General features: G+C 41.7%; 16 protein-coding genes. 6 read left to right on the top strand and 10 right to left on the bottom strand.

What is annotated here, in order from left to right; all coding sequences use genetic code 11:
- Positions 1 to 119 precede the first annotated feature (119 nt).
- From IM479_RS22015 to IM479_RS21990, 6 genes are all read right to left on the bottom strand, one after another.
- A complete protein-coding gene (locus tag IM479_RS22015) occupies positions 120 to 1028 on the bottom strand; it encodes an AEC family transporter (protein WP_287686948.1) in 909 nt (302 codons plus the stop codon).
- Between the two features lie 49 nt (positions 1029 to 1077).
- On the bottom strand, positions 1078 to 1653 hold the full coding sequence (locus IM479_RS22010) for a Uma2 family endonuclease (RefSeq protein WP_287686946.1): 576 nt from the start codon (positions 1651 to 1653) through the stop codon (positions 1078 to 1080).
- A gap of 4 nt (positions 1654 to 1657) precedes the next feature.
- Positions 1658 to 1828 carry a hypothetical protein gene (locus IM479_RS22005; protein ID WP_287686945.1) on the bottom strand — a complete coding sequence of 57 codons (171 nt, stop codon included), beginning with the start codon at positions 1826 to 1828 and terminating at the stop codon, positions 1658 to 1660.
- Positions 1815 to 2123, bottom strand: a complete 309-nt coding sequence (locus tag IM479_RS22000; RefSeq protein ID WP_287677356.1) for a nucleotidyltransferase family protein — start codon at positions 2121 to 2123, stop codon at positions 1815 to 1817. Before IM479_RS22000 ends, IM479_RS22005 begins: the two co-directional genes overlap by 14 nt.
- 40 nt (positions 2124 to 2163) lie before the next feature.
- Positions 2164 to 3030, bottom strand: coding sequence for a formylglycine-generating enzyme family protein (locus IM479_RS21995; RefSeq protein WP_286825285.1), 867 nt, complete (start codon positions 3028 to 3030; stop codon positions 2164 to 2166).
- A 305-nt stretch (positions 3031 to 3335) separates the two neighbouring features.
- Positions 3336 to 5762, bottom strand: a complete 2427-nt coding sequence (locus IM479_RS21990) for a dynamin family protein (protein ID WP_287686943.1) — start codon at positions 5760 to 5762, stop codon at positions 3336 to 3338.
- Positions 5763 to 5983: 221 nt separating this feature from the next.
- Between IM479_RS21990 and IM479_RS21985 the strand changes: the two genes are divergently transcribed.
- Entirely contained in the window at positions 5984 to 7624 is a 1641-nt protein-coding gene (locus IM479_RS21985) for a DUF655 domain-containing protein (RefSeq protein ID WP_287686941.1), read from the top strand.
- Between the two features lie 61 nt (positions 7625 to 7685).
- Here IM479_RS21985 and IM479_RS21980 read toward each other — a convergent pair whose 3' ends face one another.
- The 3 genes from IM479_RS21980 to IM479_RS21970 all read right to left on the bottom strand — a co-directional run bounded on the left by IM479_RS21980 (position 7686) and on the right by IM479_RS21970 (position 9191).
- Positions 7686 to 7997 (bottom strand): MgPME-cyclase complex family protein, encoded by a 312-nt coding sequence (locus IM479_RS21980; RefSeq protein ID WP_002797828.1) that lies wholly within the window; start codon positions 7995 to 7997, stop codon positions 7686 to 7688.
- A gap of 67 nt (positions 7998 to 8064) precedes the next feature.
- Entirely contained in the window at positions 8065 to 8787 is a 723-nt protein-coding gene (locus IM479_RS21975; protein ID WP_287686950.1) for a pyridoxine 5'-phosphate synthase, read from the bottom strand.
- 59 nt (positions 8788 to 8846) lie between these two features.
- Complete coding sequence (locus IM479_RS21970) at positions 8847 to 9191, bottom strand: YbaB/EbfC family nucleoid-associated protein (protein WP_024970320.1); 345 nt, start codon at positions 9189 to 9191, stop codon at positions 8847 to 8849.
- A gap of 263 nt (positions 9192 to 9454) precedes the next feature.
- Between IM479_RS21970 and IM479_RS21965 the strand changes: the two genes are divergently transcribed.
- Positions 9455 to 10651, top strand: coding sequence for a DUF4377 domain-containing protein (locus IM479_RS21965; RefSeq protein ID WP_287686940.1), 1197 nt, complete (start codon positions 9455 to 9457; stop codon positions 10649 to 10651).
- A 312-nt stretch (positions 10652 to 10963) separates the two neighbouring features.
- On the opposite strand, the gene IM479_RS21960 is transcribed toward IM479_RS21965, so the two are convergent.
- On the bottom strand, positions 10964 to 11740 hold the full coding sequence (locus tag IM479_RS21960) for a slr1353 family protein (protein WP_287686938.1): 777 nt from the start codon (positions 11738 to 11740) through the stop codon (positions 10964 to 10966).
- Between the two features lie 422 nt (positions 11741 to 12162).
- On the opposite strand from IM479_RS21960, the gene IM479_RS21955 reads away from it, so the two are divergent.
- The 4 genes from IM479_RS21955 to IM479_RS21940 all read left to right on the top strand — a co-directional run bounded on the left by IM479_RS21955 (position 12163) and on the right by IM479_RS21940 (position 17775).
- Positions 12163 to 14415: a ribonuclease R family protein gene (locus tag IM479_RS21955; protein ID WP_287686937.1), complete on the top strand. Its 2253-nt coding sequence runs from the start codon at positions 12163 to 12165 to the stop codon at positions 14413 to 14415.
- 2 nt (positions 14416 to 14417) lie between these two features.
- On the top strand, positions 14418 to 15200 hold the full coding sequence (locus IM479_RS21950; RefSeq protein ID WP_287686935.1) for a DUF3153 domain-containing protein: 783 nt from the start codon (positions 14418 to 14420) through the stop codon (positions 15198 to 15200).
- A gap of 252 nt (positions 15201 to 15452) precedes the next feature.
- The gene (gene fbp, locus IM479_RS21945; protein ID WP_287686933.1) at positions 15453 to 16499 is read left to right on the top strand and encodes a class 1 fructose-bisphosphatase; all 1047 of its coding nucleotides are present in this window, start codon (positions 15453 to 15455) and stop codon (positions 16497 to 16499) included.
- A 115-nt stretch (positions 16500 to 16614) separates the two neighbouring features.
- Positions 16615 to 17775: an AAA family ATPase gene (locus IM479_RS21940; RefSeq protein ID WP_287686931.1), complete on the top strand. Its 1161-nt coding sequence runs from the start codon at positions 16615 to 16617 to the stop codon at positions 17773 to 17775.
- The last annotated feature ends 108 nt before the right edge of the window (positions 17776 to 17883 follow it).

Raw genomic sequence — 17883 nt, 5'->3', positions numbered from 1 at the left:
TGCGATACATTGGTACTAAGGAGAGAAGATGCAAGGGTTTTGAGTAATTTTAGCAGATTCAGGGGCACCTGAGCGACTCTCAATCTAGCTAAAAGCCTTTTCCTGTAAGGTTTTTAGCTTTATTCAGCAAACCCTAAATAGACTTTTAATAACCAAAGAAAGAAAGGAATAGTCAGAAAACTAGCAAGGGTAGTGACCACAACTGTGCGGGCCATCAAAGCGGCCGAACCACCGAATTCTGTGACTAAAATGACGGTATTAACGGCGGTGGGCATGGCACTTTGTAGGATAAGAATTTTTAGATCCATACCGGTTAATCCTAAACTATTGCCGATCGCAAATGCCAAAAGAGGAGCGACTAAAAGACGCAAACAGGCCGCTAATAATTCTAATTTACCGATCGCTAATTTTTGCTGAGATAATTGGATACCTAAGATAATTAAAGCCAAAGGAATTGCCGCTTGTCCTAGATAGCTAATACTTTTATCTAATTGCAGGGGAAGATGAAAAGAGAAAGTTTGAAAGCTAATGCCGATAAAAATTGACCAGACTAAGGGCAATTGAAAAACTAAGCGAAATCCGGAAAGAAAGCTTTTTCCTCGCAAATAAGCGGGACTAATACCAAATAAAAGAATACTAGAACCAATCATATAGATTATCGCTCTTTCCAGTCCAGCCGCACCCAGGGCAAAACTAGCCACAGGTAAACCCATATTACCGTTATTGGGCATCACAGCGGCAGCCATGAGGCTTTTGCGGGTATCAGCATCGAGACTAAGACAATAGGCGATAATTTCGACGACAATCACCATTACCAGTGAAATAAGAGCAAAACCTAGGAGAATTAAACCGATATTGCTGCCGGATAAAGTGGTGCGATAGAGTCCATCAATCACCAAAGCGGGAGCAAGAATATACACCGTGATTTGGGAAAGGGAATGCACTTCAACAGTGAGAATTTTTCCTGCTATCACACCGATGAGGATGATAAAACCCACTGGAATAATAGCGGAGAGGATGACAAGCATTAATCAAGTAAAAAGTAAATAGTAAACAGAAAAAAACTGATCTGATTTTTTAACAGATTTCTGTTATATCTTCGTATAAAGATTCGATCGCACAGTGAAAATCGATACTAGCTAGATAAATATCTGCTCCTTTGCTGTAGGGATAAAGAACCCAAAATCCTTCATCATTGAGACGAAAACAATCTACACTGATGCGTTCTTGACTGATAAGAACGTATTCTTCTAAAGTTTCAAGGGAACGATAGTCGGCAAATTTATCGCCCCGGTCAAAGGCAGCAGTAGTGGGGGATAATACTTCTACAATCAAGCGCGGATAACGGATAAAATCTTCCGAGAAAGACCGATTATCTCGCGAGTCGCAAGTGACCACAAGATCGGGATAAAAATAACTATTAGCTATTTCTAGACGAACTTTCATATCTGTGGCATAGACAAGACAACCACTACCCCGCAGCCGGTTTTTTAAAAGTGTGGCTAAGTTGATAATAATCATACCGTGGGCTTTACTTGCACCAGCCATGGCGTAGGTTTGACCGCGAATGTATTCGTGTTTATCCTTGGCCATTCTCTCCGTTGCTAAATAATCTTCCGGGGAAAGATAGTTATGGTCAAAGTTAGTAATCATTTGGTTAAATTACCTTTATTGTCTCTAAAATCAATTCTAGCTCTCGATCGAGGATCGGTACATTTTCAAAATTTGTCTGACAAACACCTGCAAATTTTGCTGGTTGATCGGCAAATTGTTGAGCTAATTGACCGGCTCGGACAATATCTAGTAAAAAAGCCTTATCCCGCCACATAAATCACTTGCGCTGTCTCTAAAATCTCTCGTTGACGAATCCAATTATGACTCTGCTCGATCGATTTTTTCGTTAGCAAATCAACTTTCCGTCCCAATAAATTCTCTAATTCCCGTTTCATCCTCGAAAACTCCAGAAGTCCCCAAGAAACACTATCTTGGAAACTGACCAGTACATCAATATCGCTGTCTGGACGAAAATCTTCCCGCAAAACCGATCCGAATAAATACATTTCAGATATCTGCCATTTCTGACAAAATTCGCTGATTATTTGCTGGGGTAGTTCTATTTTCAATTTTTTCACCTCCCTGTCACCGGTAATCAGTGATCGGTTTTCAGATTGAAGGAGAATTATCGCTAACGACACGAAAACCAATATCATAGAGTCCAGCAGTAGCCAGAAATTTGACCCGGTAGGCCGAGCGACATTTGTTCGGTCCATCATTCCAGGAACCCCCGCGTAAAACTCGTCTGTCCCTATCTTCTATTGTGGCTGCTTCGTAGTTATCGCGCCAGTAATCTGCACACCATTCCCGGACATTTCCGTGTAGATCGTAGAGTCCGAAAGGGTTAGCGACGGCAAACATTCCTACCGGTGTGGTTTCTCGGCGATCGCAGCCTAGGGAACCTTCCCCATAACGACCATAACTGCACACTTTCCCCCCATAATCCCAGTCCACCCCGGAATAGTTGGCTAAATCAGTGGAAATTGTCGGGCCAAAGTGAAAAGGGGTTGATGTTCCTCCCCGACAAGCGTATTCCCATTCTTTTTCTGCGGGTAAACGATAATTGAGTCCGGTGAGACGGGATAGGCGATCGCAAAATTCCTCCGCTTCCCACCAGTTAATTTGTTCTACGGGGCGATCGTAACCTTCAAAATGGGCCGGATAGGGATTAAGTTCAATATTTACCGGTTCTAATTTTGCCACCTCGCGCCATTGTCGTTGGGTAATTGGGTAGCGACTCAGACAAAAAGCTTTAACATTAACCAGAGATTGGGGACTTTGACTCAATTTCCAGCCTAACTCGCTTTTAGGCGCACCGATGAGGTATTGACCGCTAGGGATAGAAATCATCTCTAAAAAGGTTTTTTTGCTTAAAAAATATTTATAACCTCGATTAGTGACTTTTTCCCGTTTAATTTCCTCACCTTTGCCATTAACAGTGACCACCTCATCGGTAAAATCTAACCATTCTCCCATTCTGCACCCCTCTATCGGTTATCGGTTGATCGGGTTAAGCTGCGAGCCTAGAAAAATCTCGAAACCTACCAGTTTAAGAATAACAAGACTTCGATCACTTATCCCCCGATGAGTTTTAATTTTAATTAATTTTTTGCTTTGACACCAAATCGGTTTTTAAGTACCTAAGCCAAATTAATTACACATATCTAACCCCCCCTTGCCTCTTGCCTTTTGCATGAGTGCCTTTCTTCACTGGGAAATTTATTTTGCACGACTACTTAATGGATTGTTTCCTCTTGCTTCCCACTTCCCGCTCCCCCATATTAATTGCTGGAGTGATTAACAACTTCCGGGACAATCTCTAATTCTTGTTCACCAATTACAGGTAAATGATTTTTCTGTAAACCCATAGCAGTTAAACAAGTATTGAGAGAGTTGATCGCTTGGTTATAATCCTCAATTTTTTGGTGAATTTCTTCCTGTTTGCGGGCATTATTAGCAATTTTTTCCGACGCTTCCTGTTCTAAAGTTTGTTCTAGATAAGAACGAGCTTGATTGAACTGTTGTAGAATAGTATCCGCTTGTTTTTTTGCCATTGGTATCAATTGATTTTTCAGAGTATTATTAACAGTTTGGCGGAAGTTTTTATGAATTGTTGCTGATACTTTTGGCTCAAAATCTAACTTAAGTAATTGACGGATAGCAGGTTCGGCAGCAAGAATACTTTCACAGTCATAACCTTGGGCAGTTTGTTGCACAGTTTGCCGAAATTGAAAGATCGAAAAAGTGCCTTCGTTGTAAAAATTATGATTTTCTCGTACATAGCGATCGCACTCGGTCTTTGCTTCGGAAACTAAGGCATTAATTAACTGCAATTCTAGCTGTTTTAGCTGAATTTCTAGGTGGCCATCATTGCCTAATAATCGGTAAATTTGTCGATAATAATCACCTTGTCTTACCGCATCTAAAAGACGCTGACAAAAGCGACTAATTAAACTGCTTGACTCCTCAATTAACACATCTTCTAGCTGGTTAGACAGATAATAAAAAGCTTCCACTAATACTGCTAATAAAGGTGCTGTAGCATTCCGAGGATGGGTTAAAGTCGCTTGCGAGTAAGCATTTTTAACAGAAAAAGTATTTAATAACTCATCCAATCTTGATACCATTCTCGCTTTCAGTTTCTTAAAGTCTTCCTCAAAGTTTTCATCGCTATTAACCACGACAGTATTGACATAAACATCGATATGTTTAGTTAATTTCTCTCCCACTTCCTTTAACTCTTGATTGAGGTGATTTAACTCCAGAGCTTTCATCGCCTCAATTTCTCGTGGTTGACTTTCTAAATCACTATAAATCCCTTGATAATGATTTTTGAGAGTGATGCAGAGAGATTGTAAATCATCGGCTAAATTAGCAAACAATTGCGGACGCTTTTCCTCCGTGAGATAACGAGTAATTGCCGTGCGAAATTCTTCGATACCACTATCAGCAATTAACTGCTCTAGTAAAGGAGTTCCCCACTCGCTTAAAACTCGAAAGTAATTTTTATTGGGAGTTTCATAACCGTGGATGGAAACTTTAAAGGGAGTTGCCAGTAATTTACCGGAGTTGGCACAATAGTTATTAAACTCGCTGACAAATTGCGGTGTTTCTTCTTCTCCTCCTAAATTTTTAACACTTTCGGCAAAGATAGAATCTAAACCATAACGCTGATTAATATTGGTTTGATTTTTCACCTGATACCCATAAAACCCTAAAAGTCCGCTGGTTTTGTAGAGGCGGGAAGTATCACGAAATTGCGTTTGAATCAGGTTTTCTAAACGCTGTTTTAGTTGGGCTGCGTACCAGGTTTCATCGATGCGGTTAAAAACATAAAAAACTCGATCACGAATACCAGCATTAGAGCGAATTTTTTCGAGTAATTCCGTTTCTTCTGTGGCTAATTCTCCCGCAGAAGCAGCCTTTAAAACACAAACCACTGCTGAAGTATCAGGATCCTCTATTTTACGATAGGCTAAGGCGGCATCTTTTTTGACTGGGGCATCAATACCGGGCAAATCTACCAAAACGTTACCATCTTTAAGGAGAGGATGATGACAGTAATATTCTAGACGTTTTAAGACCGCGCTATTGCTACCACGACGGGCAAAACTGGCCGCTTCTGCTAAATTAGAAAAGTGAAATTGTTCCATGGAATAGGTGGCATTATGCAGCGTATGGATCCGCTCACGATTTTGAGTAAATCCTTCAATTAATAATTTTAAACCCTGAGCTTGTTTAGCTCGCTCGGATTTGCCTTCACCCCCTTCCTGTTCGATAATTTTTTGACAGTATTGGTTTAACTGACTACAGTATTCGGGGGAATTAATGTTACTAGGATTGGTTAATTGCAGATTTTGACAAACGGTATCGACTAAAGTACGAATTTCTACTTCGCTGAGAAAGGTTAAAACCACTCTTTCCTCATCAGCTTCTGCGTACTCAATATAACATTCTGTACCTGTTGCGTGTCCTTCGGCACTATACAGCAATTCTCGCTCTAAAAGTGCATTGATTAACATTGATTTACCGGCACTAAAAGCACCGGCAAAAACGATTTCAAATTTGGGAGAAATGGCTTTTTGTAGGGCAATTTCTATCTTGCTGGTATCCTGTTGATTGCGGAGAGAGGATTCGCCTTTGAATAGTTCAATTATACTGTTAACATTACCAGCCAGATTACTGCATTGGGGTAAAAGTTCAGTCATGGTAAAACCCAAATCTAGAAGAACAGTGCTATTGTTCCCCAGATTATAACAAAATTCCCTAACTAGATGTCACATCTTTGGTCAGCGATTTAAGCAATCAAGGACAAAGTCATCGTCTTCAATCTAGAATCAGGATTGATTATAATCAATTTAGTACATACCGATTTCCGAGAACCTCCTTAGCTAAAAATTCCTTCCTGAATCCTAGAATAATGATAATTATGTGGACAAAAATGGCAATAGATAAATTGAGATTAAAAAAAATTCGGACTATGGGACAGTTAGGATTTTTGTTAGGAACAGTTTTTCTTTTGGGTGGCTGTCATTCTCTGAATGTTATCCAAAATCGTCCCCAACCCTTGCCCCAAGATCAATATGTTCAAGTCTATTTTAATTATAATCAAGCCCAGGGTTCAAATTATACCGATCCCTATCGCCAAATTAATCGCCCAGGGGATAATTTAGAACAGGTTATTATTGATAATATCAACTCGGCAAAAAGTTCGATCGATCTAGCGGTGCAAGAGTTACGTTTACCCGCCATCGCTCAAGCTTTAGTTGCTCGTCAGCAACAGGGAATTAAAGTTAGGGTTATTCTCGAAAATATTTACAATCAACCTATTAATAGTTTAGCCAAAAACCAAGAACAATTAAGCGATCGAGAACAGGAACGTTATCAAAACCTTTTTGACTTAGTTGATCTAAATCGAGATGGTAAATTAAGTACAGAAGAAATCGCCCAAAGAGATGCAATTACTATCCTCAAAAAAGCTGGTATTCCCCTAATTGATGATAGGGCAGATCGCTCAAAAGGTAGCGGTTTAATGCACCATAAATTCATGGTTATTGATCATCACACTACTTTAATTAGTTCAGCTAACTATACCTTAAGTGATATTCATGGAGACTTTTCTAATCCCGAAACTATCGGTAATGCTAATCACTTATTAGTGATTAATAATCCCCAACTAGCTAGAGTTTTTCAAAAAGAATTTAATCTGATGTGGGGAAGGGAAGATCGTCCTAAATTTGGGTCAGATAAACCCCAGAGAAAACCGCAAAAAATTACTATCGGTAATAGTAGTCTGACGGTGAAATTTTCCCCCGATTCTATCACTTATCCCTGGGCAATTACTAGCAATGGTCTGATCGGTGAAACTTTAAATAAAGCTGAAAAATCCGTGAATTTAGCCCTGTTTGTCCTGACGGAACAGCCTCTAGCTAATATTCTCGCCCAACGACATCAAAAAGGGATAGAAATTAAAGCTTTAATTGATCCTAGTTTTGCCTTCCGATACTATAGCGAAGGATTAGATTTATTAGGAGTTGCTCTCAGTAATAAATGTCGTTATGAACCAGATAATCAGCCTTGGCAAAACCCAATTAATACCCTAGGAGTTCCCGATCTAGCCCCGGGAGATAAATTACACCATAAATTCGGTTTAATCGATGATAAAATTGTGATTACTGGTTCTCATAATTGGTCAGCAGCTGCTAACCATCAAAACGATGAAGCTTTAGTTATTATCGATAATCCCACCGTTGCCGCTCATTTTGATCGAGAATTTCAATATCTTTACCGTACCGCTAAATTAGGACTGCCGGAAACTATTAAAAATCGGATCGAACAGGATAGAAAAAACTGCCCCCAATCTGTAACAATTAAAAGCGATCGCTTAATTAATTTAAACACCGCCACGCGAGAAGAGCTAGATAGTTTACCCGGTATCAGTGGCAAATTAGCCGAAAAAATTATCGCAGCCCGGCAACAAAAACCCTTTACTTCCCTAGAAGATTTGGATCGAGTATCGGGAATCGGTCAGGGAAAAATTAACAAGCTCAAAGGCAAAGTTAGCTGGTGAGCATTGCTTCGTCTGCATTTTCTTCCACAGACAAAAACTAGCAATTTTCCCTCCACAAGCCCTATTTTAACGGTTCGGGAATACTATCGGAAGGAGCTTCAAACTGTCCGGTAATAACGTATTCTAGACGCAATTTTAGCCAAGTAATAAACTGTTGATTGAGAGAAACAATCGCCGCTGCCGGTTGGGGAGTTTTCTTTTTGATATCGGCAAAAGCGGGAGTATCTAAAAAAGCTGGATTGGCAATTAACCAAAAATCAATTTCTTGACCTTTTTCTTGATAATTCCTGATTCTTTCCTTCAAAACTTCCTTTTCGATCGCTTCTTCTTCTAAAAACTTTTGACTGGCTACCAAATAATAATAAGTTGTCATCATCTTTCCTTTAATTTTTCAGTGTAATTGTTCGTTAGTCGGGAGATTAGCTGATAGCTGATGGCTTTTACAATTGTCCACGCATAGCCAATTTCATTTCCCTAACAGCCCGTTCCAACCCGACCAAAACCGCACGACTGATAATTGTGTGACCAATGTTCAATTCTTCCATATTGGGCAAACAGGCGACGGGATAAACATTCCAATAGGTCAAACCGTGACCAGCATTCACCCGCAAACCCAGAGAGGAAGCGTATTCACAACCTTCTTTAAGAATTGTTAATGCTGCTTGACAATCGCTCTCCTGTTGTGCTTCGGCGTATTGACCGGTATGGAGTTCAATAAATTTCGCCCCCGTATTAGCGGCCGCTTGAATTTGGGCAAAATCGGCATCAATAAACCAACTAACGGGGATATTAGCCGATTGCAGGTGCTCTACAACCCGACAAAAACGGTCAAAATTGCCCAGCATATCGATCCCCCCTTCCGTGGTCACTTCCTGGCGCTTTTCGGGGACAAGGGTGACATAATCGGGTTTAATATCGAGAGCAATGGCGATCATTTCCTCCGTCGGGGCCATTTCCAGATTCAGATGAGTCCGCACCGTTTGCCGGAGAATCCGCACATCGCGATCTTGGATATGACGACGATCCTCGCGCAAGTGAACGGTAATGCCATCAGCACCACCGATTTCGGACAAAACTGCCGCCGCCACGGGATCCGGTTCCACGGTCTGACGCGCTTGGCGAATTGTGGCCACATGGTCGATATTGACACCCAAAGTCAGCAAAGTTGAACCTCCTTGTTTGTTAGTCCAACTTTCCATCTTACCATTGCGGTCAAAAGCGATTACATACTGGAGATATTTAAACCCATGGTCAGTTCTTCCATTTTGCTGCGCATGGTTTCCGTGGAGGCATCATAGGCGGCTTTCATGGCTTCTAGAATAGACCCAGCCACAATCTCCAGATCTTGGGAGAGGAGAGAAGGGTCGATTTCAATACCCCGGGGTTCTTGGTTGCCACTGAGATAGACTGTCACCAAGCCATTTTCACTTTCGCCTGGAATTTCCATAGTTTCCAGTTCTTCTTGCAGAACTTTAGCCCCTTGTTGCACCTGTTGCGCTTTTTGGAAAGCGTCTTGTAGTTCTTTAATCTTACCGAGACCGAATCCGAATCCTTGTCCTTGTGCCATGATGTTTTTTTTGTTTAAGGGGTCACTCAAGATTTTTATTGTACTGCTTAAGGTGGACCGGGGTCAACTTTTGTCCATTTGAGGGCAAAAAGTGATTATTGACAACGATGACTTTCTGACTGGGTTAAGGTTTGAGGGAACTTGTTCTCTCTTAATCCGTCACGGGATGGTCAGAAAGAGAAATCCTAAAAATTATCCTAACCACTCAGTCGATTACCCCACGCCATAATACAATTGTTGCTTTGACGAGGAGAATAGCAATTTTGAACGCCAAAAAAACGGGAATTTTCTTGACAATTGCCCTAAGTTGTGCTTTAGCGGGGAAAGTAGCGATCGCTAATACTTCCCCTTTGGAGGGGACTCGATGGAAACTAAGGGGTTGGACAGCCGGAAGTTTGGTCAAAGAAACGGAAATTACTGCCGCTTTCCAGAAAAATATCCTCAGTGGTTCGGCCGGATGCAACCAGTATAATACCGGCTATCAAGTCAATAATGGCACGTTCCAGATCAACCAAGCGATCGCTACTACCAAAAAAGCTTGTCCGGAACCGCAGATGAAACAAGAAAATCAATATCTCGCTGCCTTGCAAGGAGTGGAACAATTCCAAGTGACAGCTAAAGGCGATTTACAATTATTTTATCGTACTCCCGAAGGTTTAGGAATCCTCACTTTTACCCCCGCACCGACCACCACGCGCACGGAAAAGACAATTTATATCAATTCTAGGAAACAACCCTGTGGCCAAGGCCCAACCAAAGACTGTTTACAGATGCGAGAAAAACCAGAGGAAAACTGGAGATTGTTCGCCAATAGTATCGAGGGATTTGATTATAAACCAGGATTTTTATATCAAATTAAAGTTAGCGTTGAAACCGTCTCTAATCCAGCTAATAATCAAAATTCGGAAACATGGAAGCTATTAGAAGTTATTAGCCAAACCCCAGAAAAAGAGACTCCGCGAGCTTGGTTTGATCGACCGTTAACTAATTGGAATAAAGCCAAGGCACCTATCCCAAAATCTCCCGTTAAAACCGTGATTGATAACCAGTGTCGTGAACAGGTTCGTCCGGCAATTACTGCCAATGATCAAGCGCTTAATAAAGCAGGATGGTTACTGTACGGAGCCGTGCAAACCTATGGTAAAACTAGCGTTATTTCGGCCATGAGTGGAGTGGATGGAATGTGCCGACCGATGGGTTATCAAGACTTTGTTTTTGTCGATGGTAAATTCGCTGGCACTCTTTCCCCGCGACCGATGGATTCCCGCGCTGATGGAGCATCTCAGAGAATTGTTTTACAAAATAGCGATCGAATTATTGTGGTTTTTAATCGCTATAAAGACACGGATCCTCTCTGTTGTCCTTCCCAATTAAGTCGCGTTATTTATCAAATCGAAACAGTCAGCGGAGTGCCAGTTGTTGTTCCCAAAGAAGTGGAAACAGAAGCGGTGAGAAACTAATTCAGTTATCAGTTATCAGTTATCAGTTATCAGTTATCGGTTATCGGTTATCGGTTATCAGTGAGATAGGGAGATAGGGAAAAAAATACTGGCAGTTAATAGCTTCCTTTTTTATTATATCTCCCGCAAAAGTGAGTTTTTAATCGCAGACTTGCTCTTAAAGTCCTTAATTTAAGGATTTTTCCAGAAAAAGATCGCTTTTCTACTGCCAGGAAATAATCTATTTCTTTCTGCTTCTCCTGACTCGGAGAATACTGGCTCTTGACTCCTCACTTAACGGAAGATTTTTGATTTATGCAGCAGGTTTAGTGATTAGGCACTGATACTAGATAAGTAGTTATAGAATTCTAATAACTCCTCATTAGTTAGCAGTAAACGGGACTTTTTGCCATAGGTAGAAATCAGATATTCCCGACCTTTTTCTGTAGTCCAAGCTAATCGTTTCATCTCCACATCAATTTTAGTTTTAAGAACTGAATAATCGATTTCTTCGGGAATAACAACAACTGGTTCCGGTGCCGGGAGTTCTTCTTCAGTTAAACTCGCTTCTTCTGGCAATTCTGATAATAAGGAGTAATTATCGGTTTCCATTTCTAATAATAAAGGCTCTGGTTCTGGTAAAGGAATATCCTTAACTGGGGGTAATTCCGGTTCAATTTTAGCTGGGGGAATATCCTTAACTGGGGGTAATTCCGGCTCAATTTTAGCTGGGGGAATATCCTTAACTTGGGGTAATTCCGGCTCAATTTTAGCTTCAGGACGAGGTATTTCAGTGACTTTAGCCGTTTTGGTCGATTTTTTGGCACTAGCGACGGGTTTAGGTAAATCTTCTGGTAGAGAAATATTATTGGGGCTGATTTTTTCCACAAGCTGGAGATCGGGGGTGCTTTCAGCCTCTAAAAGCAGTAAAGCCCGTTCTCTGGCTCTATCTTCGGCGATTTCCACCGTATCTGCCGCAGCTAAACCTGTAACGACCGTTTTTCCCTCAATTTCGACGATCGCTTTCACAATATACTTGCCGTGATCGATTTGAACTAACTCACTAATCAGGGCAACTTGGGGGTAACGTTGGCGTAACTTTTGCAGCATGGTGACTTTTTCGAGTTCTTTTGTACTTATATTAGAATACTCTATCGCAATTATGGAAAAATGTAGCAAGTTCTTGCTAAGATTAAAGGTTAGATAAAATTTTCAGTTCTAGGATTAGCCTTGCCCACAGTAACAAGATTCTACTAGGCTGAAGCTTCTGCCAGAAAGACTAGCGATCGCCGAAAAGTTTACCGGTGTTCGCTATTGGCTTATACTAACGAAGGCTTCGATAATTCTCTTCGGTAGGTTCGGGTGTTCGATGCTTGGTCAGTTTACCTTCACTGTCACCACCAGCGATCGCAATTAGCCCGATAGAGATAATCTCTGGAGTCAATGGTTTAAATCAATCTTCTCATTATTAAGTATTTAAACTTAATTATTCACGATTCCGTCAGTGTCTTGTAAGTAAGGATTATTGTCAGATGGACTTCTCGATCGCCACACTCCTCTCTCATCTTAGTGATGATAAATTAGCTACGGGTAAACTTCTCGAAAAAAAACTGGGCTGCGAAGACGATCCCGAAAGCTGCGAAAAATTGCAAGTGATTCTCGATGCTTTAGAACGTCTGGGAATGGTTGCCAAAGAACGCGGGCGCTATCGTCGTGTGATCGAGGAAAATATCGTAGAAGCAAAGCTGCGCTGTTCCAGTAAAGAATTTTGCTTTGCTATCCAAGATAGCGAAGATGCTGATGACATCTACGTCTCGAAAAATCATTTAAGTAACGCTTGGAATGGCGATCGAGTTTTAGTCAAAATCATCCGCGAGGGGACCCGTCGTCGTTCCCCGGAGGGAGAGGTGAGATTAATTCTCGAACGAGCTAATCCTTCGCTTCTAGCGCAAGTAAAACAGGAAAATGAGCAGTTTGTGGCGGTTCCCCTGGATGATCGCCTGAAATTTACCCTTAATCTCCTCGAAAATGGTCAAAACCTCCAAGAAAACATCGATCACCTCGTTCATGTTTCCGTCCTCCGTTATCCCCTAGGGGAAATGCCTCCCATCGGTAAAGTTACTCGCGTTCTCGGTTCCACGGCCGAGGCCGCTGCCGACACGGATATCGTCTCCTGTAAACACGATCTACCCCATAATTTTCCGCCGGAAGCCCTTGAAATTGCCGATAATTTAGCGGATTTCTTCGATAGTGGCGAAAAAGAACAACTGCGAGATTTAACCCCACTCTTCACCTTTACCATCGAAGATGACAACCCCCTGGATTATCCCCCAATCATTGAAAATGCCTTTTCTTTAGAGAAAATCAACCAAAATCGCTGGCGAGTCGCCATTCATATCAGCGATGTAGTCCGTTACATTGAACGGGGCGGATTATTGGATAAAGTTGCCAAAAAACGGGGAACTGCCGTCTATTTAGGCGAAAAAGTGCTGCCATTAGTCCCAGCTGCCGTTACCAGTCGTTGTTCCCTGTCACCGCAAGAACAGCGCCCCGCTATTTCTATCCTCGTCACCCTCGATGACAAGGGGGAGCTAGTGGAGTACGAAATCACCCGCAGCCTCATCCAAGTGGATCAACATTTTACCTATCAACAGGTGCGCGATCTGCTCAGTGAAGAAGATAGCGAAGCTGCCCCCACCGATACCGTTGAAACCCTGAAAGATTTATTTTTTAGCGTTTGCCCCACCCTAAAATCCCAACGTCTGCAGCGGGGTAGTTTTGATATTCAATTAGACAAAATCTCTCCCTACAAAGACGAAGGACGGGGGGGGACTGTTCTCGCTTCTAATAATTTACCGGCCCGTTCTTTACTGACAGAAGTGGCAATTTTAGCCGGCAAAGTCGTCGCTGAACATTTGCAAGCTTTAAACTTACCCTGTATCTACTGTGGACAATCGGAACCGGATTGGGATGAATTGGAGGATTTACTCAAATTAGCCAATAATTTAGGGGCAGAATTAAATTTAACTGCCGAGGAGGAGATTAAACCCAATGACTATCAAAATCTCACCCGCATTTTTTCCGCTTCCACATCGGTGAAAGTCCTCAATTATCTCCTGCAAGAAACTCTCAAATTAGTTAGATATAGCAGCCATCCTTTACACCATTTTGGTTTGGCCTATCCTGGCAATTATACCCACTGTCTATCACCCCTGCAAAGATATGCCGATCTTTGGGTACAACGGGTGTTAAAAATCCTATTAACAGAGGGGAAAGATCGCCGCAGCAAAATCGTCAAAGTCGGGGTTAATTTGGGCAGTAATAGCTGTCATGGACAGATTCATTGGAATATTCTACCAAGTCAAATTCAGGAGGAGTTAGAAGAAGAAAGTCACCTGATTATTTCCCATCTCAATGATCGCTCAAAAATTGCTGAAGATGCGGAACAAGACCTAGAAGGATTGAAAAAAGCCGAGAAAATGAAAGAAAGAATGGGTCAAGTTTTTCGCGGCTTAATTACCGGTGTACAATCCTATGGTTTCTTCGTGGAAATTTCCGATTTATTAGTGGAAGGGTTGGTTCATGTTTCTTCTCTCAAGGATGATTGGTATGAATATCGCGCTCGTCATAGCTGTTTGGTAGGACGGAAAAATCGCGTTGCCTATCGTCTCGGTGATGAGGTAGAAGTGGAAGTAAAAGATGTAGACTATTATCGTCAGCAAATCGATCTAGTTACGGTTAGCGGTGGCAGTTCAGCAAGTTATGACGACTTAGAAGAAGATTAATTATGAATCAACCAACCACCGAAAAAATCGGGAAAACCCGCTTTATTCTGCCCTTTTTATGCGGTATTTTTCTCTTTTTAACTGGCTGTGTCCGTTACGATGTGGGCATTAATTTTCCCCACCAACACCACGGGGAAATTATTCAACATATTACCCTCGGACAACGCTTAACCAGTCTCAGTCAAACCGAAGCCACTAAATGGTTAAATAGTATCGAACAGAGGGCAAAATTACTTAAGGGGAAAACCGCTCATATTTCCGAACGAGAAATAATTGTGACTATTCCCTTTAGTAATGGTCAGGAATTAGAGGAAAAATTCAATCAATTTTTTGATCCTAGTTCTTCCTTTAAAATCAAAAATTCCGCCGATACTGATGATCTTAAGTTATTGCAACTAGATTCAAAACTGGCAGTTACAGAACAAGATTGCTTCTTTTTGACTCAGAAAAACTTAAAATTAACCGTTGATCTGCGGGCTTTAGGCGTACTTTCTGAACAGGGAAATATTATCGTTAGTCCCGGTTCTTTAGTCGCTATCGACTTCGCTTTAAAGACTCCCTTCGCTGGTCAAAATATTGAAGATGACTCAGGATTAAATCCCCCGGTAGAAAAAGTTGATGATCAGTTAATTTGGCATTTAAAACCGGGAGAAATTAACACCATTGCGGCAGCTTTTTTTGTTCCTAACTATTTAGGTATCGGCACAATAGTTATTGTTTTAATAACAGGTTTTGCCTATTACTTGAAATATAGACGCTTGCCCGGTGTATCCCCATCGACTTAAATTGAGAGGGCAAGTAAGTAGTTAGGTGTTAAAAACTGTCAGACACCCCCCTTATCAAGGGGGGATCGAATTAATTATAACCAGCTACTTATTACCCAAAATTTAATGATCAATGAGGGGAAAATTAGCCAACTCTAAAACTGATCTAAAAATTGGCCAGCAATAGGGAAAATCTTGGCTAGGATAAAATCATAGTCACAATTGAGACTAGACGGGTTTCCCTTTTTTACTTTATTACTGGCAATTACAGTTATGGTTAGCAATATTCCCTTTTCTATCCCCGAACATAGCCTCGATCGAGATTGTACCACCCTCTCCCGTCACGTCCTGCAACAACTACAAAGTTTTTCCCCCGACGCGCAGGATTTAAGCGCAATTATGAGTCGAATTGCCCTAGCGGGGAAATTAATTGCCCGTCGTCTCAGTAAAGCGGGATTAATGGCGGATGTACTAGGTTTTACTGGAGAAACCAACGTACAAGGGGAATCAGTCAAGAAAATGGACGTTTTTGCCAATGAAGTATTTATCTCGGTTTTTAAGCAAAGTGGTTTAGTTTGCCGTCTTGCTTCCGAGGAAATGGATAAACCCTATTATATTCCAGAAAACTGCCCCATCGGTCGCTATACCCTACTCTACGACCCGATCGATGGTTCTTCCAATGTGGATATTAATCTTAATGTCGGTTCGATTTTTGCCATCCGGCAACAGGAAGACAATGATTTAGACGGAGAGGCGCGGGATTTACTGCAAAATGGTCGTCAACAAATAGCCGCCGGTTATATTCTCTACGGACCCTCGACTATTTTAGTTTACTCGATCGGTCGCGGTGTTCATGCCTTTGTCCTTGACCCCAGTTTAGGGGAATTTATCCTCGCCCAAGAGAATATTATTATCCCTGATCATGGGCCGATTTATAGTACCAATGAGGGCAATTTTTGGCAGTGGGATGAGGCAATTCGCGACTATACCCGTTATGTCCACCGTCATGATGGTTACACGGCCCGTTACAGTGGGGCATTAGTGGGAGATATCCATCGAATTATAATGCAGGGTGGTGTTTTTCTCTATCCGGGTACTGTTAAAAATCCCCAGGGAAAATTGCGCTTAATTTATGAAACTGCCCCCCTTGCTTTTTTAATTGAACAGGCAGGAGGTAAAGCTAGTGATGGGGTGACAAATCTTTTAGATATCGTTCCCGATAAATTACACACCCGCACACCTTTAGTGATCGGTAGTGTCGAAGATGTTAAATTGGTGGAGTCTTTTATCGCCGATCGCCGTCATCGCGATGGAGTTTAACTTATAGTTTTATTTAGCGATTAGGAAGCCAGAACTTTTCACTATTTCCTAACTGTTTTACGGTTTTATACCTAGTCTATCAGCAGTCAGCATATCCCTCGCCACTCTCACCGATATGGAAATTCAACAGGTCATCTTAAATAACATCGGGCTATTTGAAAAGCTGGAAATTTCCTTGGCGCCTACAGAGCAAAACCCAAGCAACATTACCGTTTTTGTTGGTAATAACGGGGCTGGTAAAACTGCTATACTAAAAGCATTAGCAACTTCTCTTAGTTGGTTTACTGCTCGTTTACTTACAGAAAAAGGGAGTGGTAACCCTATTTCTGAAGATGCCATATTTAATACTGCTAATGCTGGCAGCATTGAAATCAAAGTCTCGGATTTCTCCAAATCATTAAACAATCCCGATCAAAGCGAGATTGACCCTTATTTCAGATGGATTCTTGCAAAAAATAGAAAAGGACGTAAAGGCCAATATAATAGCAACCTTAATGACTGTACGCGCTTGGCCAATCGTTATCGTGATGCCCTCACCCATGATGACAAAACTAGCCTACCCCTAATTGCGTTTTATCCTGTCGAGCGTGTCGTACTCGATATTCCACTAAAAATTAGGACTAAGCATACCTTTTTGCAATTGGACGGTCATGATAACTCCTTAAGTCAGGGCGTTGACTTTCGCCGCTTTTTTGAATGGTTCCGAGAACGGGAAGATACCGAAAATGAATCAGGAGTTCCTGAAGACGTTCTCAACCAACTAAGACCACTAGCTGAAACCAATCAAAACTTATGGCGATGGTTAAATGAACGCAATGCCTCAGCTAAAGATCGGCAATTAACAGCAGTTCGCACCGCCATTGGCCGATTTATGCCCCATATGGATAACCTTAGAGTCCGTCGTAGGCCTCGTCTCTACATGGCAGTGGACAAAAATGGTGAAACCCTCAACGTCGCCCAACTTTCACAAGGCGAAAAATCCCTAATGGCTCTTGTTGGTGATATTGCCCGCCGTCTAGCCATGCTGAACCCTGCCTTAGAAAATCCTTTAGCAGGCGATGGTATCGTTTTGATTGATGAAGTCGATTTGCATCTACATCCCTCTTGGCAACGTCGCCTCTGCGAGCGCCTGACCGAAACTTTCCCAAATTGTCAGTTTGTGCTGACAACCCATTCACCTCTAGTGATCAGTGATTGTAAAAATGTTTTGATCTACACTTTAGCTAATGGCGAATTGCGACAGGGTGGTGATTCGGTAGTAGTGATAGCGGCTTAATCCTTTGCTTTGCTGTGCATTGTAGTCATGGATAAAATACCAAACAGCTCCAACGTGATTCTCCATTTTTTTAGAGAAAGATAGACTCTCTCTCACTAGCCGAGAAAT

Source organism: Microcystis sp. M165S2, from assembly GCF_020245885.1.
Classification (GTDB): Bacteria; Cyanobacteriota; Cyanobacteriia; order Cyanobacteriales; family Microcystaceae; genus Microcystis.
The sequence above is the reverse complement of the archived record's forward strand: the minus strand, read 5'-3'. Positions and strand labels throughout refer to the sequence as shown.

Coding starts and splice junctions, on each gene's coding strand:
- IM479_RS21980 (WP_002797828.1), bottom strand. CDS start 7,997: ATGACAACTTATTATTATTTGGTAGCCAGTCAAAAGTTTTTAGAAGAA.
- IM479_RS21960 (WP_287686938.1), bottom strand. CDS start 11,740: ATGCTGCAAAAGTTACGCCAACGTTACCCCCAAGTTGCCCTGATTAGT.
- IM479_RS21940 (WP_287686931.1), top strand. CDS start 16,615: ATGGAAATTCAACAGGTCATCTTAAATAACATCGGGCTATTTGAAAAG.
- IM479_RS21990 (WP_287686943.1), bottom strand. CDS start 5,762: ATGACTGAACTTTTACCCCAATGCAGTAATCTGGCTGGTAATGTTAAC.
- IM479_RS21995 (WP_286825285.1), bottom strand. CDS start 3,030: ATGGGAGAATGGTTAGATTTTACCGATGAGGTGGTCACTGTTAATGGC.
- IM479_RS21970 (WP_024970320.1), bottom strand. CDS start 9,191: ATGGCACAAGGACAAGGATTCGGATTCGGTCTCGGTAAGATTAAAGAA.
- IM479_RS21955 (WP_287686937.1), top strand. CDS start 12,163: ATGGACTTCTCGATCGCCACACTCCTCTCTCATCTTAGTGATGATAAA.
- IM479_RS22005 (WP_287686945.1), bottom strand. CDS start 1,828: ATGTGGCGGGATAAGGCTTTTTTACTAGATATTGTCCGAGCCGGTCAA.
- IM479_RS22015 (WP_287686948.1), bottom strand. CDS start 1,028: ATGCTTGTCATCCTCTCCGCTATTATTCCAGTGGGTTTTATCATCCTC.
- IM479_RS22010 (WP_287686946.1), bottom strand. CDS start 1,653: ATGATTACTAACTTTGACCATAACTATCTTTCCCCGGAAGATTATTTA.
- IM479_RS21950 (WP_287686935.1), top strand. CDS start 14,418: ATGAATCAACCAACCACCGAAAAAATCGGGAAAACCCGCTTTATTCTG.
- IM479_RS21985 (WP_287686941.1), top strand. CDS start 5,984: ATGTGGACAAAAATGGCAATAGATAAATTGAGATTAAAAAAAATTCGG.
- fbp (WP_287686933.1), top strand. CDS start 15,453: ATGGTTAGCAATATTCCCTTTTCTATCCCCGAACATAGCCTCGATCGA.